Raw genomic sequence first — 19,750 nt, forward strand, 5'->3', positions numbered from 1 at the left:
GGCTTGTCCCTGTCCCCGAGCCCGTCTGGGGGGAACTCGTGAAAAAGCTCGTCGCATCTCTATCTGCAGGCACCCTCGTTCTCACTGCCTTTACCGCCTCAACCACCGCAGAAGCGCAAGCTCCAACGCGGCAGCCGACCTCTGTCGGGTACGGCGGCGCGGTGTCCTCGGTCGACCCCGACGCGACGAACGTCGGCCTCGACGTACTGCGTCGTGGTGGTAACGCCGTCGATGCCGCGGTTGCAACGGCCGCGGCGCTCGGTGTCACCGAGCCGTACTCGGCCGGGATCGGCGGCGGCGGGTACTTCGTCTACTACAACGCCAGGTCCCGCAAGGTGTACACGATCGACGGCCGCGAGACCGCGCCCGCGACCATGCCGTCCGACGCGTTCGTGGATCCGGCCACCCATGCGGCGTACCCGTTCGCGCAGCTCGTGACGTCGGGGGTGTCGATCGGTGTACCGGGAACGCTCGCGACCTGGGACAAGGCCCTGAAGCAGTGGGGTTCACTGTCACTCGGAAAGGCGCTGAAGCCGGCCGCGGATCTGGCCGACCGCGGGTTCGTGGTGGACCCGACGTTCCGCCTGCAGACGCTGGAGAACAAGGACCGGTTCGCGCAGGTCGTGCCGACCGCGAAGCTGTTCCTGCCGAACGGCGACGCGCCGCAGGTCGGCACGCTGTTCAAGAACCCCGAGCTTGCCGCCACCTACAAGCTGCTCGGGCAGCAGGGCCCGTCGGCGTTCTACAGCGGCGCACTGGCCGGCGAGATGGCGGCCGTCGCCAAGAACCCGCCGAAGACCCCGGACGCGACGTTGCCGTTCTTCCCCGGCTACCTGGAGACCAGCGATCTCGCGTCGTACAAGGCGATCGACCGCACCCCGACGAAGGTCAGGTACGACGGCCTGGACGTCTACGGCATGCCGCCGTCGTCCTCGGGCGGCACCACCGTCGGCGAGGCGTTGAACATCCTGCAACCGCAGCACCTGCGGCAGCAGTCGACGACGCAGGCGCTGCACACCTACCTCGAGGCGACCGCACTGGCGTTCGCGGATCGCGGCGCGTACGTCGGTGACCCGGCGTACGTCGACGTACCGCTGAAGGAACTGCTGTCGCGAGGATTCGGGGCCGAGCGGTCCTGCCTGATCGACCCGCAGCACGCGGCGACCAAGCCGGTGGCCGCGGGCTCGCCGGACGGCCGATACTCGCGGTGTGCCAAGGGCAGCGCGGTCGAGCAGCGCCCCGACACCGAGGGACGGTCGACGACGCACATGGTCGCGGCCGACAAGTGGGGCAACGTGGTCTCGTACACGCTGACCATCGAGCAGACCGGCGGCAGCGGGATCACCGTGCCGGGTCGCGGGTTCCTGCTGAACAACGAGCTGACCGACTTCTCCGCCGTACCCGACCCCAAGGACCCGAACCGGGTCGAGGCCGGGAAGCGGCCGCGGTCGTCGATGTCGCCGACGATCGTGCTGCGCGGCGGCAAGCCGTATCTCGCGCTCGGTTCGCCGGGCGGCTCGACGATCATCACGACCGTCCTGCAGACCCTGACCAACCGGCTCGATCGCCGCATGACGCTGCCGGAGGCGATCGCGGCGCCGCGGGCGTCGCAGCGCAACACAGCGTCAGTGACAGCTGAGCAGGCGTTCATCGATCGGTACGGCGCATCGCTGGCGCCATACGGGCACACGTTCACGCCCGCGGGTGTGCCAGGGAGCTCGGCCGCCGAGATCGGAGCGGTCGCGGCGCTCGAATTCCTGCCGGGTGGTGCGATCCTCGCGGCGGCTGAGCCGAGCCGACGCGGCGGGGGAGCAGCTGGAACGGCCTGGCCCCTAAAGTGAAACGATGATCGCGGCGACCAGGTCGGCTCGTTCGGTCAGGGTCGCCGCGATCACCTGCTCGTGGACGGCGTGGGCGCCCTTGCCGATCGGGCCCAGGCCGTCCAGCGTTGGGATGCCCAACCATCCGGTCAGATTGGTGTCGGCCGCGCCTGTCGCGGCCGCACCGCCGACCTCCTGGCCGACGGACCGCCCGGCCGCAGCCACCTTCGCCAGCAACTCGTCAGTCGCAGCCGACGGTTGCCAGGCCGGTCGGTTCGACAACACGCGAACCGTCAACTGGGCGTCCCGCACCGGCTGCAATTCGCCAACGGCCTGCAGCACGGCCTCTTCGGTCGCCGGATCGACGAAGCGGAACCCGATGTCGGCCACCGCCGATCCCGGTACGACGTTGGTGCGCCCGCCACCCGTGATCGTGCCGACGTTGCACAGCACCTCGTCGTACTCGGCGACGATCCGCCGTACGGCGATCAACTGGTCGACGAGCTCGTCGATCGCGGAAACCCCGCTGGCCGGGTCGAGAGCGGCGTGCGCCTCGCGGCCGGTGACCTCGATACGGACCCTGGTGCTGCCCCAGCGCGACGTCTTCAGGTCGCCGTTCGGATGCGGCGGTTCGAACCCGAACGCGGCGTACGCACCCTTCACCTCGGCCGTCACCAGCGAACGTGCCGACGGGGAACCGACCTCCTCGTCGGCGACCACGATGATCTTCAGCGGTCGGTGATCACGATCGGCGATCTGCTCCAGGGCGGTCTCGAGGACGACGAGGCCGCCCTTCATGTCGAAGACGCCGGGTCCGTGGATCACGCCGTCCTGCTCGCACCAAGGCATCGCGCCGTTCAGTTGCCCGATCGGCCAGACGGTGTCGTGATGCGTGAGGAAGAGCAGAGGCGCATCCGTTGCCCTCGGGCCGCGACCGGGGAAGTCGGCCACCAGGTGGTCGCCGGTCGGCGTCGGCACTCGGCGGACGGTCGCGCCGAGCTCGGCGTACCGCGTCCCCAGCCGGTCGGCGAAGGCGTTCAGCGCGGCCGCGTCGCCGGTCGGGGTCTCCGCGCCGACGTACTCCTTGAGTCGCTCGATCATCATAGATAGCCAACGTATCATCATCCGATCAGCAATTGACCAGCATCGACTACGCGGGGCTAGGATGAAGATATGAATCGTATCTCTGAGGTGAGCTTCCGTGCGGTCTCGCTCACCACGGCGTCCCGGTTCGCCGAGGCCTCGGCGCTGTACCGCGAGGTCTTCGGCTACCTCGACCCGGCGTACGGGCTGAACCCGCGACTGCTCGGCGCGCTGGCGAGCAACGGCGGCTCGGTGGTCGGCATCCTCGACGAGAGCGACCGGCTGGTTGCGTTCGCGTACGGCTTCTGTGGGACCGACCGGCGCGGTTTCTACCACTACTCGCAGTCGGCCGTGGTGGCCGCCGGGCAGCAGGGCCGCGGTCTCGGCCGGATGCTCAAGCACGCCCAGCGAGAAGTTGCCCTCAGCCACGGTATGTCGCGGATGCGCTGGACCTACGACCCGGCGCAGATCCGCAACGCGCACTTCAACCTCGACGTGCTCGGCGCCCGCGGCCGCTGGTTCGCGCCGGACATGTACGGTCCGGGCACCGACCGCGTGGTCATCGAGTGGGATCTGACCCGCGACGAACCGGCCGCCCTGGATGAGGCCGAGCTCACCGAGCTGGTCGTGCCGACCGATCCCAAAGAGCTGCGCAAGGCGTTCGAGGGCCTGCTCGGCAAGGGACTCGTCGCCGTCTCGTGCCGGCGGCTCCCGGACGGCACCGACGCCTACTACTTCGGGCCGGCCGACCATGCCTGACGATCCCCTCAACCGCGAGCTCGCGAGCCCCCACGAGCGGTACGACGCTCGGCTGCAACGCCGCTCGTCGACGCTCCTGCAGCGCCGCGTGGTCGAGCAGGAACGCGCCTCGATCGACGAGGCCCTGGACCAGATCCTCACCGACGAGTCGATCGCGCAGGCAGCGGCCCGGATCGTCGCCGCCCGCCGGCGCTTCATCATCGGCTCCGCGAAGTCGTACTCGTACGCGTCGTTGCTCGCGTTCGACCTCGGCGTCGGCCTCTCGCAGGTGACGCTGATCGACGGCACCGTCGTCCGCGGTGTCGACGTCCTGTCCGACGTCCGGTCCAACGACCTGATGGTCGCGTTCTCGTTCCGCCGGTACCGCCGCGACACCGTCGACATCGCCCGCCGGTTCGTCGAGGCCGGTGGTGAGCTCGTCGCGGTCACGGACTTCGAGGACGCCCCGCTGGCGAAGCTCGCCGACCAAAGTATCTACGTCGCGACCGGGAGTGCGTCGTACGTCGACTCGCCGACCGTCGTCGCGTCGGTGCTGCACGTGCTCGCGACGCTGACCACGGCGAGCTCGAAGGGCGCGCGACGCCGACTGATGGAGCGGGATCGGTTGAACACGGAGCTGGGCTTGTATGTCAACTGAGCTGAAGATCGTCGCCGCCCGGCTGCATCGGGTGCGGATGCCGCTGGTGCACGAGTTCCAGACCAGCTCGCACCGCAAGACGTTCCTCGACCACATCCTGGTCGAACTGGAGGACGCGTCGGGAGCGGTCGGGTGGGGCGAGATCGCGTCGTCCTCCGACCCGTACTACGCGCCTGAAACGGTCGAGTCCTGCTGGCATGTCGCCTCGCAGTACCTGCTGCCCGCGGTGCTCGGCCAGTCGTGGCAGCACCCCGACCAGCTGGCCAAGGTGTGGTCCAAGGTCCGCGGCAACAACTTCGCCAAGGCCGGCGTGGACATGGCCGCCTGGGTCCTGTGGGCCGAGACGCAATCGGTGCCGCTGGCAACCGTCCTGGGCGGTACGCGGACCGAGGTGGTCGCGGGTGTCTCGCTGGGCATCGAGCCGACGATCGACGACCTGCTGACCGAGGTCGAGCGCCAGGTCGCCGCCGGGTATCCACGGGTCAAGCTGAAGATCGCTCCGGGCTGGGACGTAGAGCCGGTCCGTGCTGCGCGTACGGCGTACCCCGAGCTTGATCTACATGTGGATGCGAACGGGATCTACACGGCCGACGACCTGACGCAGGTGCGGAAGCTGGACGAGTTCGGGTTGACGATGATCGAGCAGCCGTTCGCGCCGCGAGACCTGCTGACCCACGCCGCGCTGCAACGCACGATCGGTACGCCGGTGTGTCTCGACGAGAGCATCGAGACCGTCGACGACCTGGAGACGGCCCTTGCGTTAGAGGCGCTGCAGGTCCTCAACATCAAGGTGTCGCGGATGGGCGGTCTCGGCGCGGCGCGCGCGGCGCACGATCGGGCGCAGCAGGCCGGGATCGGCGTCTGGTGCGGCGGCATGCACGAGTTCGGCATCGGCCGGCTCGCGAACGTCGCCCTGTCCAGTCTCCCCGGGTTCACCCTCCCATCGGATGTGTCCGCCTCGGAGAAGTACTACGCCCGGGACATCGTCGTACCCGCCGTGGTCGCGGTCCAGGGCGTCGTACAGGTGCCCGAGGCAACTGGTCTCGGCCATACCGTGGACCGCGAGCTGATCGCCGCCAACACGGTCTCCCAGCAGTCCTTCGGACCAGAATTCGCCTAGCTGTCCCTCGGGCCAGAACAGGAGTGACTCGATGCGCGTGGCACTGACCGGCGGTCTGATCGCGGATGGCACCGGCACCGACCTGGCACCCGGGACGGTGCTGGTCGAGGGGGAGCGCATCACCGCGGTGCTGCCACCCGGTGAGCCGGTCGCCGAAGCCGACGTCATCGATGCCACGGGCAACATTGTGGCACCGGGGTTCGTCGATCTGCACTCACACGCGGATTTCAGTCTCGGCTCGAGTCCGGCCGCCGAGTCGCAACTCGCCCAAGGCGTCACCACGCTGGTCGCGGGGAACTGCGGGTGGTCGCCGTTCCCGATCACCGACCTCGAGACCCTGCGCGCGGGTACGGCGTTCCTCGGACCGAAGCACGAGTGGTCGTGGAACGATCTCGCCGGGTTCGCTGCAACGTTGCAACCGGCGGTGAACCTGGCTCTGCAGGTCGGTCACTGCACGCTGCGGATCGCCGCGATGGGCAGTGCGAAGCGGCCGCCATCGCCCGAGGAGCTCCGGACGATGCAGGACCTGTTGAGGGCGGCCGCCGATCAGGGCGCGGTCGGCTTCTCGACCGGGTTGATCTACGCGCCGGGCGCGTACGCATCACCTGAAGAGGTGGCCGCGTTGGTCGCCACCGCTGCTGAGTGCGGGCTGTTGTACTCGACCCACATCCGCAACGAGGGCGCCGGTCTGCTGGCCGCGTTGGACGAGGCGATCGCGGCGGCGCGGGTGGGCGGCGCGCAGCTGGAGATCTCGCATCTCAAGGCCGTTGGCAAGGCCAACTACGGTCTCGTCGAGGCCGCGCTCGAACACCTGGACAAGGTCGATGACGTCGATCTCGGCTGGGACGCCTACCCGTACACCGCCACCAGTACGACGCTCACCACCAGGCTCCCGACCTGGGCACTGGCCGGTGGCGCCCTGCTCGACCGGCTCGCTGACCCGGCTGAACGCAAGCGGATCGCCGAAGCCCTCCGTGCCGATGCACTGCTCTCGCCGGACTCCGTCGTGATCGCGTCGCTGCCACCGGGCCGCTACGAGGACAGCCGCGGCCTCAGCCTCACCGAGATGGCGCAGCGCGACGGGGTCGACGCTGCGGAGATCGTGCTCCGCATCCTGGAGTCCCACCAGGCCGCGGTCAGCGTGGTGAACCATGCGATGAGCGAGGACGACGTGACGACCGTTCTCGAGCATCCGCGGACGGCGGTCGCCAGCGACGGCTGGATCATGGACGCAACCGGCCCGGGGCACCCGCATCCGCGCAACTTCGGCACGTTCCCCCGCGTCCTCGGCCACTACGCCCGCGACCGCGGCGTACTCACGCTCCCCGAAGCAATCCGCCGAATGACGTCACTCCCGGCATCCCGCCTAGGGCTCTCCGACCGCGGCGTCATCAAACCAGGCGCAGTCGCCGACCTGACAGTCCTGGACCCCCACAGGATCATCGACAACTCGACGTACGACGACCCTTGGCAACTGTCCACCGGCATAAACCACGTCCTTCTCGCCGGCCGACCAGCTCACATCGGCAGCGGTCGCGTCATTTCTTGAAGCGTTTGGGGGCGTTTGGGAGTGGGGGAGGGGGCGCGGGTGTGTCGTCGGTGTCGGTTTCCAGCCAGCCGTCGTGCTCGGTCAGTAAGGCGTCCAGGGCGGTGCGGTCCACCTCTTCCAGTACGACGAGCCACGGGTGGTCCTCGTCGTCGTCCTCGCCGTGGAAGCGGCCGCGCCGTACCTGCCCGCCGAGCCGTTCCGCGACTGCGACGGCGTCGTCCTGCTCCCAGAAGTACGCGATCATGAGGAAACGCTACTGCGTTCTAGCGAGCCAGCGTGGTCGAGATCGGTCGCTTGGCGTCCGGCTCGTCCTGTGTGGCCTCGGGAGTCCACTCCAGGCTGGTGTCCATCCTGAGTTTGCCGCCGGCAACGGTCCGGAGCAGCAGCCAGCCCTGGTCCGGATCGCCCTGACCGGCCTTGACGAATCCACCGCAGCGCTGGGTGCGGCCACTCTCCAGTACGACGTGCTTCAGCCGGATCCCGACGACAGGCTTCCCGTCCTCGCCGGTGAGCGGTCGGAACTTGGTTCCGACGTTTGCGAGGACGACGACTCCTGAACAGTTCCACGCGGGATAGCTGAACTCACCGACAGGCTGCCCGACCTCGCCGCCGAACAACCGCAGCCGGACCTGCGTCCGCGGCCAGTACTCGTTCGTCTTGTTCGTCCACACGTTGCGATTGCCGCCGCGCAGCGACCCGGACCAGGAGCCCGCCAGCCCGGCCGGCATCGCAACCGCCCCGGCATCGCGCACCGAGTACTCGCCGTCGCCGATCGGACTGATCCTGATCGTGTTCGCCTTCCCGGGCGGTACGACGATCAACGCGCGATGTCTGGCGAACTCCTCGACCAATTGCCCGCCGGACTCGATCCGCAACCCGCTCGCGGAGCTGAGCCGGTAGACGGTGTCCGTCACGACGGACTGCTGGGTGTGCCGTACGACGACGTACCAGTGATCGTCCGGCTGCCGGTCGATCACCGTGATCGCGGCCCCGACCTTGAAGTCGCCCATCGGGGTCGCGAACGACGGGCCGACGAACACCTCGACCGATCCAGCCTCGTCGACCGAGATCTCCACCGGACCGAACGAGATCGAGTCCTTCTGCACGCAACCCGCCAAGACCAGCAACACGGGGACAAGAAGCATCAGCCGCCGCATGTCAGCCCGCCCTCGTGAGCAGCGCGGCCTGCTCGAGTTGCGCGAGGTCGAGCTCGGACTGGGCATCGACGCTCTTGTACTGCTCGACGTACAACTTGCCGTTGGCAAGCACTGTAAGACTGAACGGCGACCCGCCGCCCTGATTCAGGCGGACATACACGCGGCTGATCGAGATTGGCCGGTCCGTGGTCGTGGCCAGGACGAGCGTGTTCCTCTGGGCCGGCCGGGACTCCTTCTGCTCCCGGTCGCCGAAATTGACGGTGAAGTCCGCCTTCGGCAGGTACGCCGTACCGACGACGCCCGAGGCGGGAAGTTTCCGGGCCGGGATCGTGATGGTGATCGGGCGATCGGGCCGGGTGTATCCCTTGCCCAGCGGGTTGCTGCGCTCGAAGAAGCTGAGCTTCCCGGTCCACCGGCCGACCAGCTCCTTCGGCAACAGCGGATCCGGCAAGGTGCCGCCCGGGCCGGACGTCGCGGCGGCGATCTGAGTGATCTCGGCGGTCGCGCCCGGGGTCAACTCGACCACCGTGATCCGCATCCGCAGCGACTGGACGACCTTCCCCGACAGCGAGACCTGCAGCAGCCCGTCCGGCGCGAACTCGAACACGGCCTCCTTCCCACCCTCGGACGCCAGGACGAACACGACGTACCAGCGGAGCTCGGCGGCCTCCTTCGAACGCTGCTCCTCGACGCGTTCCTCGGCGGTGGACACACCCTTGCCGGGGTGGAGGATGTCGAGCTCGAACTGCTCGGCGGCGCCGAAGTCGGCCTTGCCCGACGAGTCCACCGAGACCGACAACGGCCCCTTCTCGAGGGCGGCCTTGAGCTTCACCCGGTCGTCCTGGCCGGAGCATGCGGTGAGGAGTCCGACAAGGAGCAGTAGGCAGAGGGACAGACGGTCAGCGTTCATCGAGGAGGGCTGCTCCCAGTTCGGTGACGTGATGGCGGACGGCGCCGCCGTGGCGGACGGTGGTGATCAGGCCGGCTTCCCGCAGTACCGTCGCGTGCTTGCTGGCGCTGCCGACCGACGTACCGACCCGGGCCGCGAGACCGCTCGTGGTGAGGGTTGTAGCCAGCGCGGCCAGGCACTCGGCGCGGGTCCTGCCCAGCAGGGCCACGAGTTGTGCGGACGCCGTACGCGGACCGGACTGGATCCCGTCGGCTGCGGGGTAGACGAGGACCGGCGGGAGTTCGGGGTCGATGAGCGTGATCGGGCGCTCGGTGCAGAAATAGCTCGGCAGGATGGTGAGGCCACGGCCGCGCAGGTGCACGGTGTGATCCCGGAGGCCGTAGCCGATCTCCAGCACCTGCCCGTCCCAGCCGATCACCCCGGGGATGGACCCGAGCAACGCGTCAACGCCGCCGCGGGCGAGAGCGTCGGTCCGGGTCCTCCGGTCGGCGCCGACAGTTCCGGTCAGCTCGTGCCACACGGGTTCGAGGAGTACGTCGTACCCGGTATGCATCGCTCCAGCGACGTCGGTGAGGCGACGATGATCGCCCGCGGCGAGCTCGCGGACCCACTGCGGCGGGGTGCGGCCGGTGAAGACCGCTTCGAGGTCCGGACGCAGCAACGAGCGCCTCGTACGCGCGATGGTCTCGGAGCCGGCGTCGATGCTGTCGCCGGAGTACGCCGGGGTGAGGAAGTCGGGGAAGTTGCCCTCGAGCGGTACGAGGGTGAACAGGATGCCCAGCCACTTCCGGGCGTGGTCGTGGGCCGTGACACGGATCGAGGCCTGCTCTCGCCACCGGGCGAGATGCGCGGGCACCTGCGGCTCTCGGGCGGCATGCAGGCTCAGGACGAGCTCCCACAGCGGATCAGGCCCATCGGCGAGCCGGACCCGGTGGAGGTCGTCCCGGTCGAAGACCATCCGCAGCGTCACAGTTCGAAGTCTGACAGTGAGCGCGGTCCACGCGGATGATGGTTTTCGGCTCGGTGAAAAGGCTGGTCAACGTAGGCTTGGCGCCATGAGTACGTTTCCCTGGTTGAAGGGGCACGGGACCGAGAACGACTTCGTGATCCTGCCCGACCCCGACGGTTCCGTGCACGGCGAGCTGGACGCGTCGGTGGTCCGGTTCCTCTGCGACCGGCACGCGGGCCTCGGCGCCGACGGTGTGCTGCGAGTGATCCAGGGCGACAAGCAGTCGTACGTCGAGGACGGCGGCGACTGGTTCATGGACTACCGGAACGCGGACGGTTCGATCGCGGAGATGTGCGGGAACGGCATCCGGGTCTTCGTGAAGTACCTGGCAGAGGCGGGCCTGATCGACGGCAAGCCGGTCCGGGTCGGCACCCGCGCGGGCGTCAAGGAGGTCGCGCAGAACGACGACGGCACGCTGACCGCCGACATGGGCGAGCCGAAGATCCCCGACGCTGCCGGAATCGTGGTCGAGGCCAACGGTCACCAGTGGACCGCCGTCCACGTCGACATGGGCAACCCGCACGCGGTCGCGTTCGTCGACAACCTGAACGAGCCGGGCAACCTGTGCGATCAGCCCACCTGGTCGCCGACCGACGCGTTCCCGCACGGGGTGAACGTGGAGTTCGTCGTACGGCGTGGTCCGCGCGACGTCCAGATGCGGGTGCACGAGCGCGGGGCGGGGGAGACGAGGTCGTGCGGCACGGGTACCTGCGCCGTGACCGTGGCGGCCGCGCGGGCAGCCCGGGACGAGCGCCCGGTGACGTACCGCGTCGGCGTACCGGGTGGTGAGGTGAGCGTGACGTGGCGCGCCGACAACCACCTGGAACTGACCGGACCGGCCGTTCTGCACGCTCGCGGCGAGTTCGATCGGGCGTGGCTGGGAATCTGATTCCTGCGTGGGGCGTTGACTCCTGGTAAACGGGTCGCTTGTACTTGAGGCCCGTGCCACCATGGAAGGTATATGACGACCCATTCACAGGCATACGAAGAGACCACCGACGTCGAAACCGACCTGACTCAGGGCGATGACTCCGGCGATTCGTTGACGGGTCACGATGAGTATGACAACGAACTGACCACCGAGGGCCTCGAGCTCGAGGAGCGCCAAGCGCTCCGGCGCGTGGTCGGTATGTCGACCGAGCTGACGGACATCAGCGAGGTCGAGTACCGCAAACTGCTGCTCGAGCGGGTGCTGCTGGTCGGCGTCTGGACCGAGGGCAGCGCCGAGGACGCGGAGAACTCGCTGGCCGAGCTGAAGCTGCTCGCCGAGACCGCCGGTTCCGAAGTACTGGACGGCGTGATCCAGCGGCGCAAGAAGCCGGACGCGGCGACCTTCATCGGTTCCGGCAAGGTGACCGACCTCCGCAACCTGGTCGCGTCGCTCGGTGCGGACACCGTGATCGCCGACGGCGAGCTCGCGCCCGCGCAGCTGCGCAACCTGGAAGACCGGCTCAAGGTCAAGGTGGTCGACCGGACCGCGCTGATCCTGGACATCTTCGCGCAGCACGCGAAGAGCAAGGAAGGCAAGGCCCAGGTCGAGCTGGCCCAGCTGCAGTACATGAAGCAGCGCCTGCGTGGTTGGGGTGGAAACCTGTCCCGCCAGGCCGGTGGACGGGTCGGCGCGGCCGGCGGCGGTATCGGTGGCCGTGGTCCCGGTGAGACCAAGATCGAGACCGACCGGCGCCGGATCAACACCAAGATCGCGAAGCTCCGCCGGATGCTCAAGAACATGAAGAGCACCCGGTCGACGATGCGCCAGGAGCGTCGCCGGAACCTGGTTCCGTCGGTCGCGATCGCGGGGTACACCAACGCCGGCAAGTCCTCGCTGCTGAATCGGATCACCGGCGCGGGTGTGCTGGTCGAGGACGCGCTGTTCGCGACCCTGGACCCGACCACCCGCCGTACGACGACCGCGGACGGCCGCGTGTACACGCTGACCGACACCGTCGGGTTCGTCCGGCACCTGCCGCACGACATCGTCGAGGCGTTCCGTTCGACGCTGGAAGAGGTCGCGGACGCGGACCTGCTGCTGCACGTGGTCGACGGTTCGCACCCCGACCCGCTGGCACAGATCCAGGCGGTCCGTGAGGTGCTGGCCGAGATCGACGCGAGCGACGTGCCGGAGATCATCGTCATCAACAAGGCCGACGCCGCCGACCCGCTCGCGCTGGCGCCGATCCTGCACCGCGAGCCGACGGCGATCGTCGTGTCCGCCCGCACCGGCGAGGGCATCGACAAGCTCCGTGAACTGCTTGAGGGCGCCCTGCCCCAGCCGCACGTGGCCCTCGAGGTCCTGCTGCCGTACGACCGCGGCGACCTGGTCTCCCGGATCCACTCCGAAGGCTCGGTCGAGCACCTCGAACACACCGGCGAAGGCACCCACCTGACGGCTCGGGTCCACCCGGCCCTCGCCGGCGACCTCACGCCGTACCAGGTCACCAAGGCGAGCTAAACGTCCCGGCGGAGCAAGGCAATTGCCCCACCGCCGACGGCGAGCAGCACGTACGCAGCCACAACACAGGCACCGGCTCGAGAACAGAGCCGGTGCCTGTGCCTGCCATCTGGTCGACCGACCGTGAGCGCCTTGCCGAGCAGGACACGCAGCCGCCCCCTCTGCCCGTAGGCAGAGACACGGCGGCCCGGGAGCAGGACTCCCGGGCCGCCGGTACTACTTGTTGCTCACGGCATCACTTGCGCTTCGAGATCGAGATCTTCGTCGTGGTGCCGGTCTTGGAGACGACCTTGATGTTGACCCCGTTGTTCGGGACCTTCACGCTGCTGGTCGGCAGATCGGCCGACCAGTACTGCTTGCTGTCGTTGAAGGTCGGTACGGCGTTCTGGCCGCGGATGTAGCTCGCCTGCCCGTTGATGTGCAGGGTGAACGAATCCGCCTTCTCCAGACCGAACGTCGCGTCGTACGCGCTGACCCGCGGACGCCAGAGCTGGCCGTCGATGCGGTTGATCGGCACCGGGTGGCTGTCGACCGGCAGGATCAGACCCTCACCCGGGTGGGTGTTGGTGTTGTTGTTGCGCTGCGAGGTGTCCCAGTACCAGACCAGCAGGCCGTCCTGGTACGGGAAGTGCTCCACCTTGTCGCCCAACGTGCTCGCCCAGCCGAAGTTGTACGGCCCGGTCTTCAGGTACTGGTCGTACGACACGTAGTTGATGTTCGAGGCGATGTAGAAGTTGTCGTACGGCGTCGTGATGGTCGCACCGACCGAGCTGAAGCCGTTCAGGGTCCAGCCTTCCGGCGTGGCCTCGGCACCGGAGTCGACCAGCGTGGTCGAGCCCGAGATCACCTTGATGTCGTCGGCGAAGAACCCGTAGCCACCGGTGTTCGCGTCGGTCGAGTAGCGCAACTGCAGGCCGATCGTCTTGCCCTGGTAGGCGGACAGGTCGAACGACGCCGGGACCCAGCCGCCGCTCTGGCCGTCGATGCCGTTGCCCTCGGCCGCCTTGGTGATCGTGCCGGCGATCGGCTTGTAGCCGGTGCCGTCGTCGACCTCGACGTACGCGTAGTCGCAGGCGTCGGGGCCACAGTCCTCGATGTCCCAGTTGGCCTGGAACGTCAGAGTGGTGGTGCCTGCAGGTACGGCGACCTGCCGGTTCATCGTGTGGGTGAATTCGTCGCCCTCACCGCTCCACCAGGACTTGGTGCCGACCGGTGGCGTCTGCAGCGGCGTGGTGACCAGCTTCTTCGGCAACGTGACGACCGCCGCCTGCGCCTTGGACGAGTTGTACTCGTGTGGTCCGAGCTCGAGCGTTCTGTTCTGGCCCGCGTTCACGATCTCGTAGTCGAGCCAGCCGAGCTGCAGCTTGTCCCACGCGTTCATGTCGGCCGCGCGCTCGCCGAGTCCGCCGTCGGTGGCCGCGTTGACCCGGCTCTGCGCCATGATCGTCCACCAGTTCACGCCGTTCTCGACCGCCGCACCGGACGTGTCGTACTCGTCCGGCAGGCCCAGGTCGTGCGCGTACTCGTGAGCGAAGACGCTGATACCGCCGTTCTCCGGCTGGATCGTGTAGTCGCCGACGTACAGGCCGGTGTCGCCGATCTGCGTGCCGCCGATCGGGTTGTTCGCCGGGCCACCGGGGAAGCCGGCGTACCAGCGGTGCGACCAGATCGCGTCCTCGCCCTGCTGCGGGTCGCCGTCGGCCTGGTCGCCACCGGCGTGCACGATCTGGAAGTGGTCGATGTAGCCGTCCGGCTCGTTGAAGTTGCCGTCACCGTCGAAGTCGTAACGGTCCCACTGGTCGAACGTCTTCAGGTCCGCGGTGATCTGCGCCTTGGTGCGCCCGGCCGCTTGCTGGTCGACGACCCACTGGTTCACCGCGTCCTGGACCAGGTACCAGGTGTTGCTGCAGACGTTGCTGGCGCACGGGTAGCCGTTCGATCGGCCGTACCGGGCCTCGTTGTACTTGACCTTCACCCAGTCGGTGACCTCACCGGACACCGAGTACCGGCCCGACGACTGCTTCTCGTAGTACTTCTTCACCGAGTTGCCGTTGCCGAAGTACAGGTCCGCGAAGTGCTGCTGGTTGTAGTCGGCCTGCCAGACGGTGGAGTTGTCCACCGAGCGGTCCGGCTCCGGGATCGCGTTGTGCAGCGGGCCCTCGAAGGTGGCCGGGCCGGGGATGCTCGGTGCCTGGTCCTTGTCCGGGTAGCTCGGGTGCCGCTCGTTGCCGAACTCGGCCAGCACCACGAAGATCCGGTCGGTCTTCTCCCGGGAGAGCTCGACGTACTGGTCGACGCGGCTCGTGGCGCTCTTGGCGCTCTTCGCCCCCTTCGCGCCGGCGGTCTTGGTGCCGAGCTTGACGACCGTGCTGCCGTTGCGCTGCTCGGCCTTGGCCTGACCGTTGATGACCTTGGTCAGGGCCTCCTCCCGCAGCTCGCGGCGCTTGTCCTCGAGCGGGTTGGGCAGCTCGTCGGATGCCGGTGCGGGCTCACTCGCGCTCGGCGCCGACCCTTGCTTGGACGGTGTGGCGGCGTTCCCGGCCGTGGCCGCGGCGATGCCGAGCCCGGTCGTCGCCGCCAAAGCCAGGCTGAACAGCCCAGCGGGTAGCTTGCGCACGATTCCCCTCCGTGTCTGATAACGCAGTGTGTTCGTAGCTCCCCCGAGCGTGTTTTGCGCGAGAGTACGGGGAAATTAGCGTCAGCTGAAGTGGAACTGAGGAAATGCTGTGAACGAGCGGGGAAACCTGCGTTCTGAGCAACTGGGCATCTGAGTAGATGGGCTCACGCGTTCCAGCCCCGGCGCTTGGCAGACTGTTGCCCGTGGAGCCCAAGACCGTCGACCTGCTGCAGCCGCTGTGGCGTGCGCTGGTCGTGTTCCGCCTGCTGACCTGGGCGTTCGCGTGCTTCGGCGTGTGGACCCGCTGGGACGGCATCGTCCGCCCGTACGGCGCGGTGCTCCAGCTGGCCGTGATGGGAGTCTGGACGCTGATCTCGTCGTACGGCTACAGCCGCCGCTGGGGCCGCCGCAACACGCGGCTCGCGTTCGCGGACCTGATCGTCACGGTCGGCTGCATGTTCGCGACCTTGTGGGCGCAGCCGCTGCTCGACATCCGCGCCGGCGCCTCCGTGCTGACCTCGGTGTGGGCGGCCGGCCCGGTCCTCGCGCTCGCCATCTCCCGCGGCCGCGACGGCGGACTGCTCGGTGCCGCCACGATCAGCCTGGCGCTGCTGTCGCTGCGTGGGGTCGAGAACGTGTCGAAGATCCTCAGCAACGTTCAACTGTTGCTGGTGGCCGGTCTGGTCGTCGGGTACGCCGCCTCGACCCTGCGCCAGGCGGGGGTGCGGCTGCGGGAGGCGATCGCGGCGGAGAGCGCGACCGCGGAACGGCTGCGGCTCAGTCGCTCGATCCACGACGGCGTACTGCAGGTGCTGGCCCAGGTGCAACGTCGCGGTACGGCGATCGGTGGCGAAGCGACCGAACTGGCTCAGCTGGCCGCCGAACAGGAAGTTGCCCTCCGCACCTTGATGTCCACGCGCCCGACCGCCGCGGTGGCCGATCGCGTTGATCTGTGTGGATTGTTGTTGCCGCTGGCCACGACCCGGATCGACGTCGTCGTACCCGCCACGCAGGTCCTGCTGCCCGCGTCCACGGCCGGGGAACTGGTTGCCGTGGTCAAGGAAGCACTGAGTAACGTGTCGAAGCACGCCGGCGCCGACGCCCGGTCCTGGGTGGTGGTCGAGGACCTCGGCGGGGAGGTCGGGGTGTCGATCCGCGACGACGGAGTCGGTACGACGCCCGCCCGCCTCGAACAGGCCCGCGTGAACGGGCACCTCGGCGTCAGCCAGTCCATCCGCGGCCGGATCGCCGACCTGGGCGGCACCGTCAGCGTCCGGACCGCCCCCGGCGAAGGAACCGAATGGGAGTTGAAGGTGGAGGTCTCATGACCCGCATCATGATCGTCGACGATCACCCGATGTGGCGGGAGGGCGTGGCGCGGGACCTGGGGAGCCGCGGGTACGACGTCTGCGCGACCGCCTCGGACGTCGCGAGCGCCGTGAAGATCGCACTGGCGACCCGCCCGGACGTCGTGGTGATGGACCTGCAACTCGGCGACGGCTCCGGCGTCGACGCGACCCGCGAGATCACCACGGCCCTCCCCGACACGCGCGTCCTCGTGCTGTCGGCCAGCGCCGAGCAGGACGACGTACTCGCGGCCGTCAAGAACGGCGCTTCCGGGTATTTGGTGAAGTCGGCGTCCCTGGACGAGTTCGACGAGGCGGTACGCCGTACTGCCGAGGGCGACGCGATCTTCAGCGCAGGCCTGGCCGGACTGCTGCTGGGGGAGTACCGCCGCCTGGGGGCGACCGGCCCCGAGGTCCCGCACCTCACCGACCGCGAAACCGAAGTACTGCGCCTGGTGGCCCGCGGCCTCACCGCCAAACAGATCGCCACCCGCCTCGTGCTCTCGCACCGCACAGTCGAGAACCACGTCCAGAACACCCTCCGCAAACTCCAACTACACAACCGGGCCGAGCTCGTCCGCTACGCCATAGAAAACGGCCTCGACACAGACTGACCAGCCCACGCGTGGGTCAGAGGACCGTTGCGGTTGCGACACGGTCGCTTGTGGGTTTGTGCGGGGTGCCGGTTGAATGGCGTTCGTACACTGTGCGTTCCACGTCCGCGTGGGTGCTCTCTGTCACGACACCTGCACTGCGGGTGCCTATCTCCGGAGGATTCGGTGAACCGGTCGTCCCTTGTCCGCGCACTGCTCGCCTTTCTGGTCCTGGCGGCGTCGACGTACGTCACGCTGACCGCGAAACCACAGCTCGGTCTCGACCTGCGCGGCGGCACGCAGATCGTCCTGCAGGCGAAGGACTCGCCGACGGTCAAGGCGACCAAGGAGACCACCGACAAGGCCACCCAGGTGCTGCACCGGCGGATCGACGCGCTCGGCGTCAGCGAGCCGAACGTCACCCGCCAGGGCGAGAACCGGATCATCGTCGAGCTGCCCGGCGTCCAGGACCCGCGCGAGGCCGCCAAGGTGATCGGCAAGACCGCGCAGCTCACCTTCCACGAGGTGCTCGACCAGGTCGCGGCCAAACCGGCCAAACCCGCGGCGGGGGAGACCTACCTGCCGCCCGAGGGCGGCCAGGGCCTCCTGCGGCTCGCCAAACCCGCGATGACCGGTGAACTGGTCAGCGGTGCCGAGGGCCGGCTCGACCCGCAGCAGGTCGCGCAGGGCTGGTTCGTCGAGATGAACTTCAAGGGCGACGGCGGCAAGATCTGGGCGAACATCACCGGGAAGGCCGCCTGCAACCAGGTCGGCACCCCGCAGCGGCTGATCGCGATAGTGCTCGACAACGAGGTCATCAGCTCGCCGCAGGTCGACCCGAACGGCGGCAACCAGCTCTGCAAGGTCGGCATCGCCGGCGGCAGCACCACGATCTCCGGCTCCTTCACCGAGGAGGGTGCGAAGGACCTGGCCGCGCTGATCTCCGGCGGCGCGCTGCCAGTCCCGGTCGAGGTCATCGACCAGCGCACGGTCGGCCCGTCGCTCGGTCAGGACGCGATCCAGGCCAGCGCGCTCGCCGCCATCATCGGCCTCGCGCTGACCGCGCTCTTCATCATCGTGGTCTACCGCCTCGTCGGCCTGATGGCGGTCCTCGGCCTGCTCGGGTACGCCGCGATGTCGTACGCCACGCTGACCGTGATCGGAGCCACCCTCACCTTGCCCGGCCTGGCCGGGTTCGTGCTCGCGATCGGGATGGCGGTCGATGCGAACGTCCTTGTCTTCGAACGCGCCCGCGAGGACTTCATAGCGGGCCGCACCGACGGCCTCCGCCGATCGCTGCGCAGCGGCTTCCAGAACGCGCTGTCCGCGATCGCCGACTCCAACATCACCACGCTCCTGGCGGCCGGCCTGCTGTTCGTCCTGGCTGCCGGTCCCGTCCGCGGGTTCGGCGTCACGCTCTCGATCGGTGTGATCGCGTCGATGCTGTCGGCCCTCGTGGTGACCCGCGTGCTCGCCGAGTTCGTCGTGTCCCGTGGGTTCGTCCTGCGCCGCCCGGGCCTGAGCGGGATCGCCGGCCACGGCCGGGTCCGGACCTGGCTGGAAGCCCGGCAGCCGTCGCTGATGAAGCACAGCCGCCGTTGGCTCGTCATCACCGCCGTCGCGATCATCGTGAGCGCCGCGGGCGTCGCCGTCCGCGGCCTGAACCTCGGTATCGAGTTCACCGGCGGCCGGCTGATCGAGGTGAGCACGGCGCAGCGGATCACGCCGGACCAGGCGCGCGCCGCCGTCGCCGAGGCCGGGTACCCGACCGCGGTCGTGCAGGCGTCCGGGACCGACGACATCACCGTGCGGACCGGCACGATCAGCGACGACGAGGCGGTGAAGATCAAGGAGTCGCTGGCCCGGATCGGCGGCGACGCCGAGATGGTCCGCAACGAGAGCATCGGGCCGTCGCTCGGTGAGGAACTGCGGAACAAGGGCCTGATCGCCCTCGGTATCGCTCTGCTCGCCCAGTTGGCGTACCTCGCCGCGCGGTTCCGCTGGACGTTCGGCGCCGGCGCCGTCCTGGCGCTGCTGCAGAACGTCGCGGTCGTGGTCGGCGTCTTCGCCTGGACCGGGAGGCCGATCGACGGCATCTTCCTGGCCGCGATCCTGACCGTCATCGGCTACACGGTGAACGACTCGGTGGTCGTCTTCGACCGGATCCGCGAGACCCGCAGCGCGCGGGCCACCGACAACCTCGGCACGACCATCGACACCGCGATCGTGAACGTGCTGCCACGAACCATCAACACCGGTATCTCGACGCTCTTCATCCTCGCCGCCCTCCTGTTCCTCGGCGGCGACTCACTCGCCGACTTCGCCCTGGCGCTGCTGCTGGGCATCCTCGTCGGCACCTACTCCTCCAACCTCACCGCGGCCCCGCTCCTGCTCGAACTCGAACGCCGCTACCCGGCCCCACCACCGCGCCCCAAGCGCTCCCAGGTGGACCGCGACGCCCAACCCGACCGCGGCGCCGTCGTCTGACCCACCGTGGCGATCGGCCACCTTGTGCACCGGATCCGTACCGCGACGACCTCGCCCCACGGATCCGGTGCACAAAGATCAGCCCGATCCGGGGTCGCGCCCGCACCGTCGAGTCGTGGATCGGGGCTGCGTTTGGCCGCCGAAACCCACGACTCGAGGAGACGTGGATGCCTGCGGCACGGCGGTTGAGGGGTCGACGGATCAGGCCAAC

The 19,750-nt window shown here is 68.7% G+C and carries 16 protein-coding genes; 10 read left to right on the top strand and 6 right to left on the bottom strand.

Features of this window, described 5'->3' with window-relative positions:
* Nucleotides 1-161: 161 nt before the first annotated feature.
* A complete protein-coding gene (ggt, locus tag E0H45_RS38865) occupies nt 162-1,841 on the top strand; it encodes a gamma-glutamyltransferase (RefSeq protein ID WP_238155640.1) in 1,680 nt (559 codons plus the stop codon).
* On the opposite strand, the gene E0H45_RS38870 is transcribed toward ggt, so the two are convergent.
* Nucleotides 1,833-2,924, bottom strand: a complete 1,092-nt coding sequence (locus E0H45_RS38870) for a M20/M25/M40 family metallo-hydrolase (RefSeq protein WP_131347141.1) — start codon at nt 2,922-2,924, stop codon at nt 1,833-1,835. The two genes, ggt and E0H45_RS38870, sit on opposite strands and share 9 nt — an antisense overlap.
* Before the next feature lie 69 nt (nt 2,925-2,993).
* On the opposite strand from E0H45_RS38870, the gene E0H45_RS38875 reads away from it, so the two are divergent.
* Genes E0H45_RS38875 through E0H45_RS38890 form a run of 4 tightly spaced genes read left to right on the top strand, consistent with a single transcriptional unit; the run spans nt 2,994 to nt 6,968 of the window.
* Nucleotides 2,994-3,662: a GNAT family N-acetyltransferase gene (locus E0H45_RS38875; RefSeq protein WP_131347143.1), complete on the top strand. Its 669-nt coding sequence runs from the start codon at nt 2,994-2,996 to the stop codon at nt 3,660-3,662.
* Entirely contained in the window at nt 3,655-4,299 is a 645-nt protein-coding gene (locus tag E0H45_RS38880) for a MurR/RpiR family transcriptional regulator (RefSeq protein WP_131347145.1), read from the top strand. The genes E0H45_RS38875 and E0H45_RS38880 overlap by 8 nt, the downstream gene beginning before the upstream one ends.
* Nucleotides 4,289-5,419 (top strand): o-succinylbenzoate synthase, encoded by a 1,131-nt coding sequence (menC, locus tag E0H45_RS38885; RefSeq protein ID WP_165546758.1) that lies wholly within the window; start codon nt 4,289-4,291, stop codon nt 5,417-5,419. Before E0H45_RS38880 ends, menC begins: the two co-directional genes overlap by 11 nt.
* A gap of 31 nt (nt 5,420-5,450) precedes the next feature.
* Nucleotides 5,451-6,968 (top strand): N-acyl-D-amino-acid deacylase family protein, encoded by a 1,518-nt coding sequence (locus E0H45_RS38890; protein ID WP_131347147.1) that lies wholly within the window; start codon nt 5,451-5,453, stop codon nt 6,966-6,968.
* Here the strand turns inward: E0H45_RS38890 and E0H45_RS38895 are convergent.
* Genes E0H45_RS38895 through E0H45_RS38910 form a run of 4 tightly spaced genes read right to left on the bottom strand, consistent with a single transcriptional unit; the run spans nt 6,958 to nt 10,005 of the window.
* Nucleotides 6,958-7,212 carry a hypothetical protein gene (locus E0H45_RS38895; RefSeq protein WP_131347149.1) on the bottom strand — a complete coding sequence of 85 codons (255 nt, stop codon included), beginning with the start codon at nt 7,210-7,212 and terminating at the stop codon, nt 6,958-6,960. The two genes, E0H45_RS38890 and E0H45_RS38895, sit on opposite strands and share 11 nt — an antisense overlap.
* A gap of 19 nt (nt 7,213-7,231) precedes the next feature.
* On the bottom strand, nt 7,232-8,098 hold the full coding sequence (locus E0H45_RS38900) for a hypothetical protein (RefSeq protein WP_131347151.1): 867 nt from the start codon (nt 8,096-8,098) through the stop codon (nt 7,232-7,234).
* 28 nt (nt 8,099-8,126) lie between these two features.
* A complete protein-coding gene (locus E0H45_RS38905) occupies nt 8,127-9,035 on the bottom strand; it encodes a hypothetical protein (protein ID WP_131347153.1) in 909 nt (302 codons plus the stop codon).
* Nucleotides 9,025-10,005, bottom strand: a complete 981-nt coding sequence (locus tag E0H45_RS38910; RefSeq protein WP_131347155.1) for a helix-turn-helix domain-containing protein — start codon at nt 10,003-10,005, stop codon at nt 9,025-9,027. The genes E0H45_RS38905 and E0H45_RS38910 overlap by 11 nt, the downstream gene beginning before the upstream one ends.
* 85 nt (nt 10,006-10,090) lie before the next feature.
* Between E0H45_RS38910 and dapF the strand changes: the two genes are divergently transcribed.
* Nucleotides 10,091-10,933 (top strand): diaminopimelate epimerase, encoded by an 843-nt coding sequence (dapF, locus tag E0H45_RS38915; protein ID WP_131347157.1) that lies wholly within the window; start codon nt 10,091-10,093, stop codon nt 10,931-10,933.
* A gap of 72 nt (nt 10,934-11,005) precedes the next feature.
* A complete protein-coding gene (hflX, locus tag E0H45_RS38920) occupies nt 11,006-12,496 on the top strand; it encodes a GTPase HflX (RefSeq protein WP_131347159.1) in 1,491 nt (496 codons plus the stop codon).
* Between the two features lie 235 nt (nt 12,497-12,731).
* On the opposite strand, the gene E0H45_RS38925 is transcribed toward hflX, so the two are convergent.
* A complete protein-coding gene (locus tag E0H45_RS38925; protein ID WP_131347161.1) occupies nt 12,732-15,113 on the bottom strand; it encodes an immune inhibitor A domain-containing protein in 2,382 nt (793 codons plus the stop codon).
* A 203-nt stretch (nt 15,114-15,316) separates the two neighbouring features.
* On the opposite strand from E0H45_RS38925, the gene macS reads away from it, so the two are divergent.
* The 3 genes from macS (at nt 15,317) to secD (ending at nt 19,539) form a co-directional block, all read left to right on the top strand.
* Complete coding sequence (gene macS, locus E0H45_RS38930; protein WP_238155641.1) at nt 15,317-16,441, top strand: MacS family sensor histidine kinase; 1,125 nt, start codon at nt 15,317-15,319, stop codon at nt 16,439-16,441.
* Nucleotides 16,438-17,073: a response regulator gene (locus tag E0H45_RS38935; RefSeq protein ID WP_131347165.1), complete on the top strand. Its 636-nt coding sequence runs from the start codon at nt 16,438-16,440 to the stop codon at nt 17,071-17,073. Before macS ends, E0H45_RS38935 begins: the two co-directional genes overlap by 4 nt.
* 165 nt (nt 17,074-17,238) lie before the next feature.
* The gene (gene secD / locus E0H45_RS38940; protein WP_131347166.1) at nt 17,239-19,539 is read left to right on the top strand and encodes a protein translocase subunit SecD; all 2,301 of its coding nucleotides are present in this window, start codon (nt 17,239-17,241) and stop codon (nt 19,537-19,539) included.
* Nucleotides 19,540-19,750 lie beyond the last annotated feature (211 nt).

The organism is Kribbella soli (assembly GCF_004331345.1).
Lineage (GTDB): Bacteria > Actinomycetota > Actinomycetes > Propionibacteriales > Kribbellaceae > Kribbella > Kribbella soli.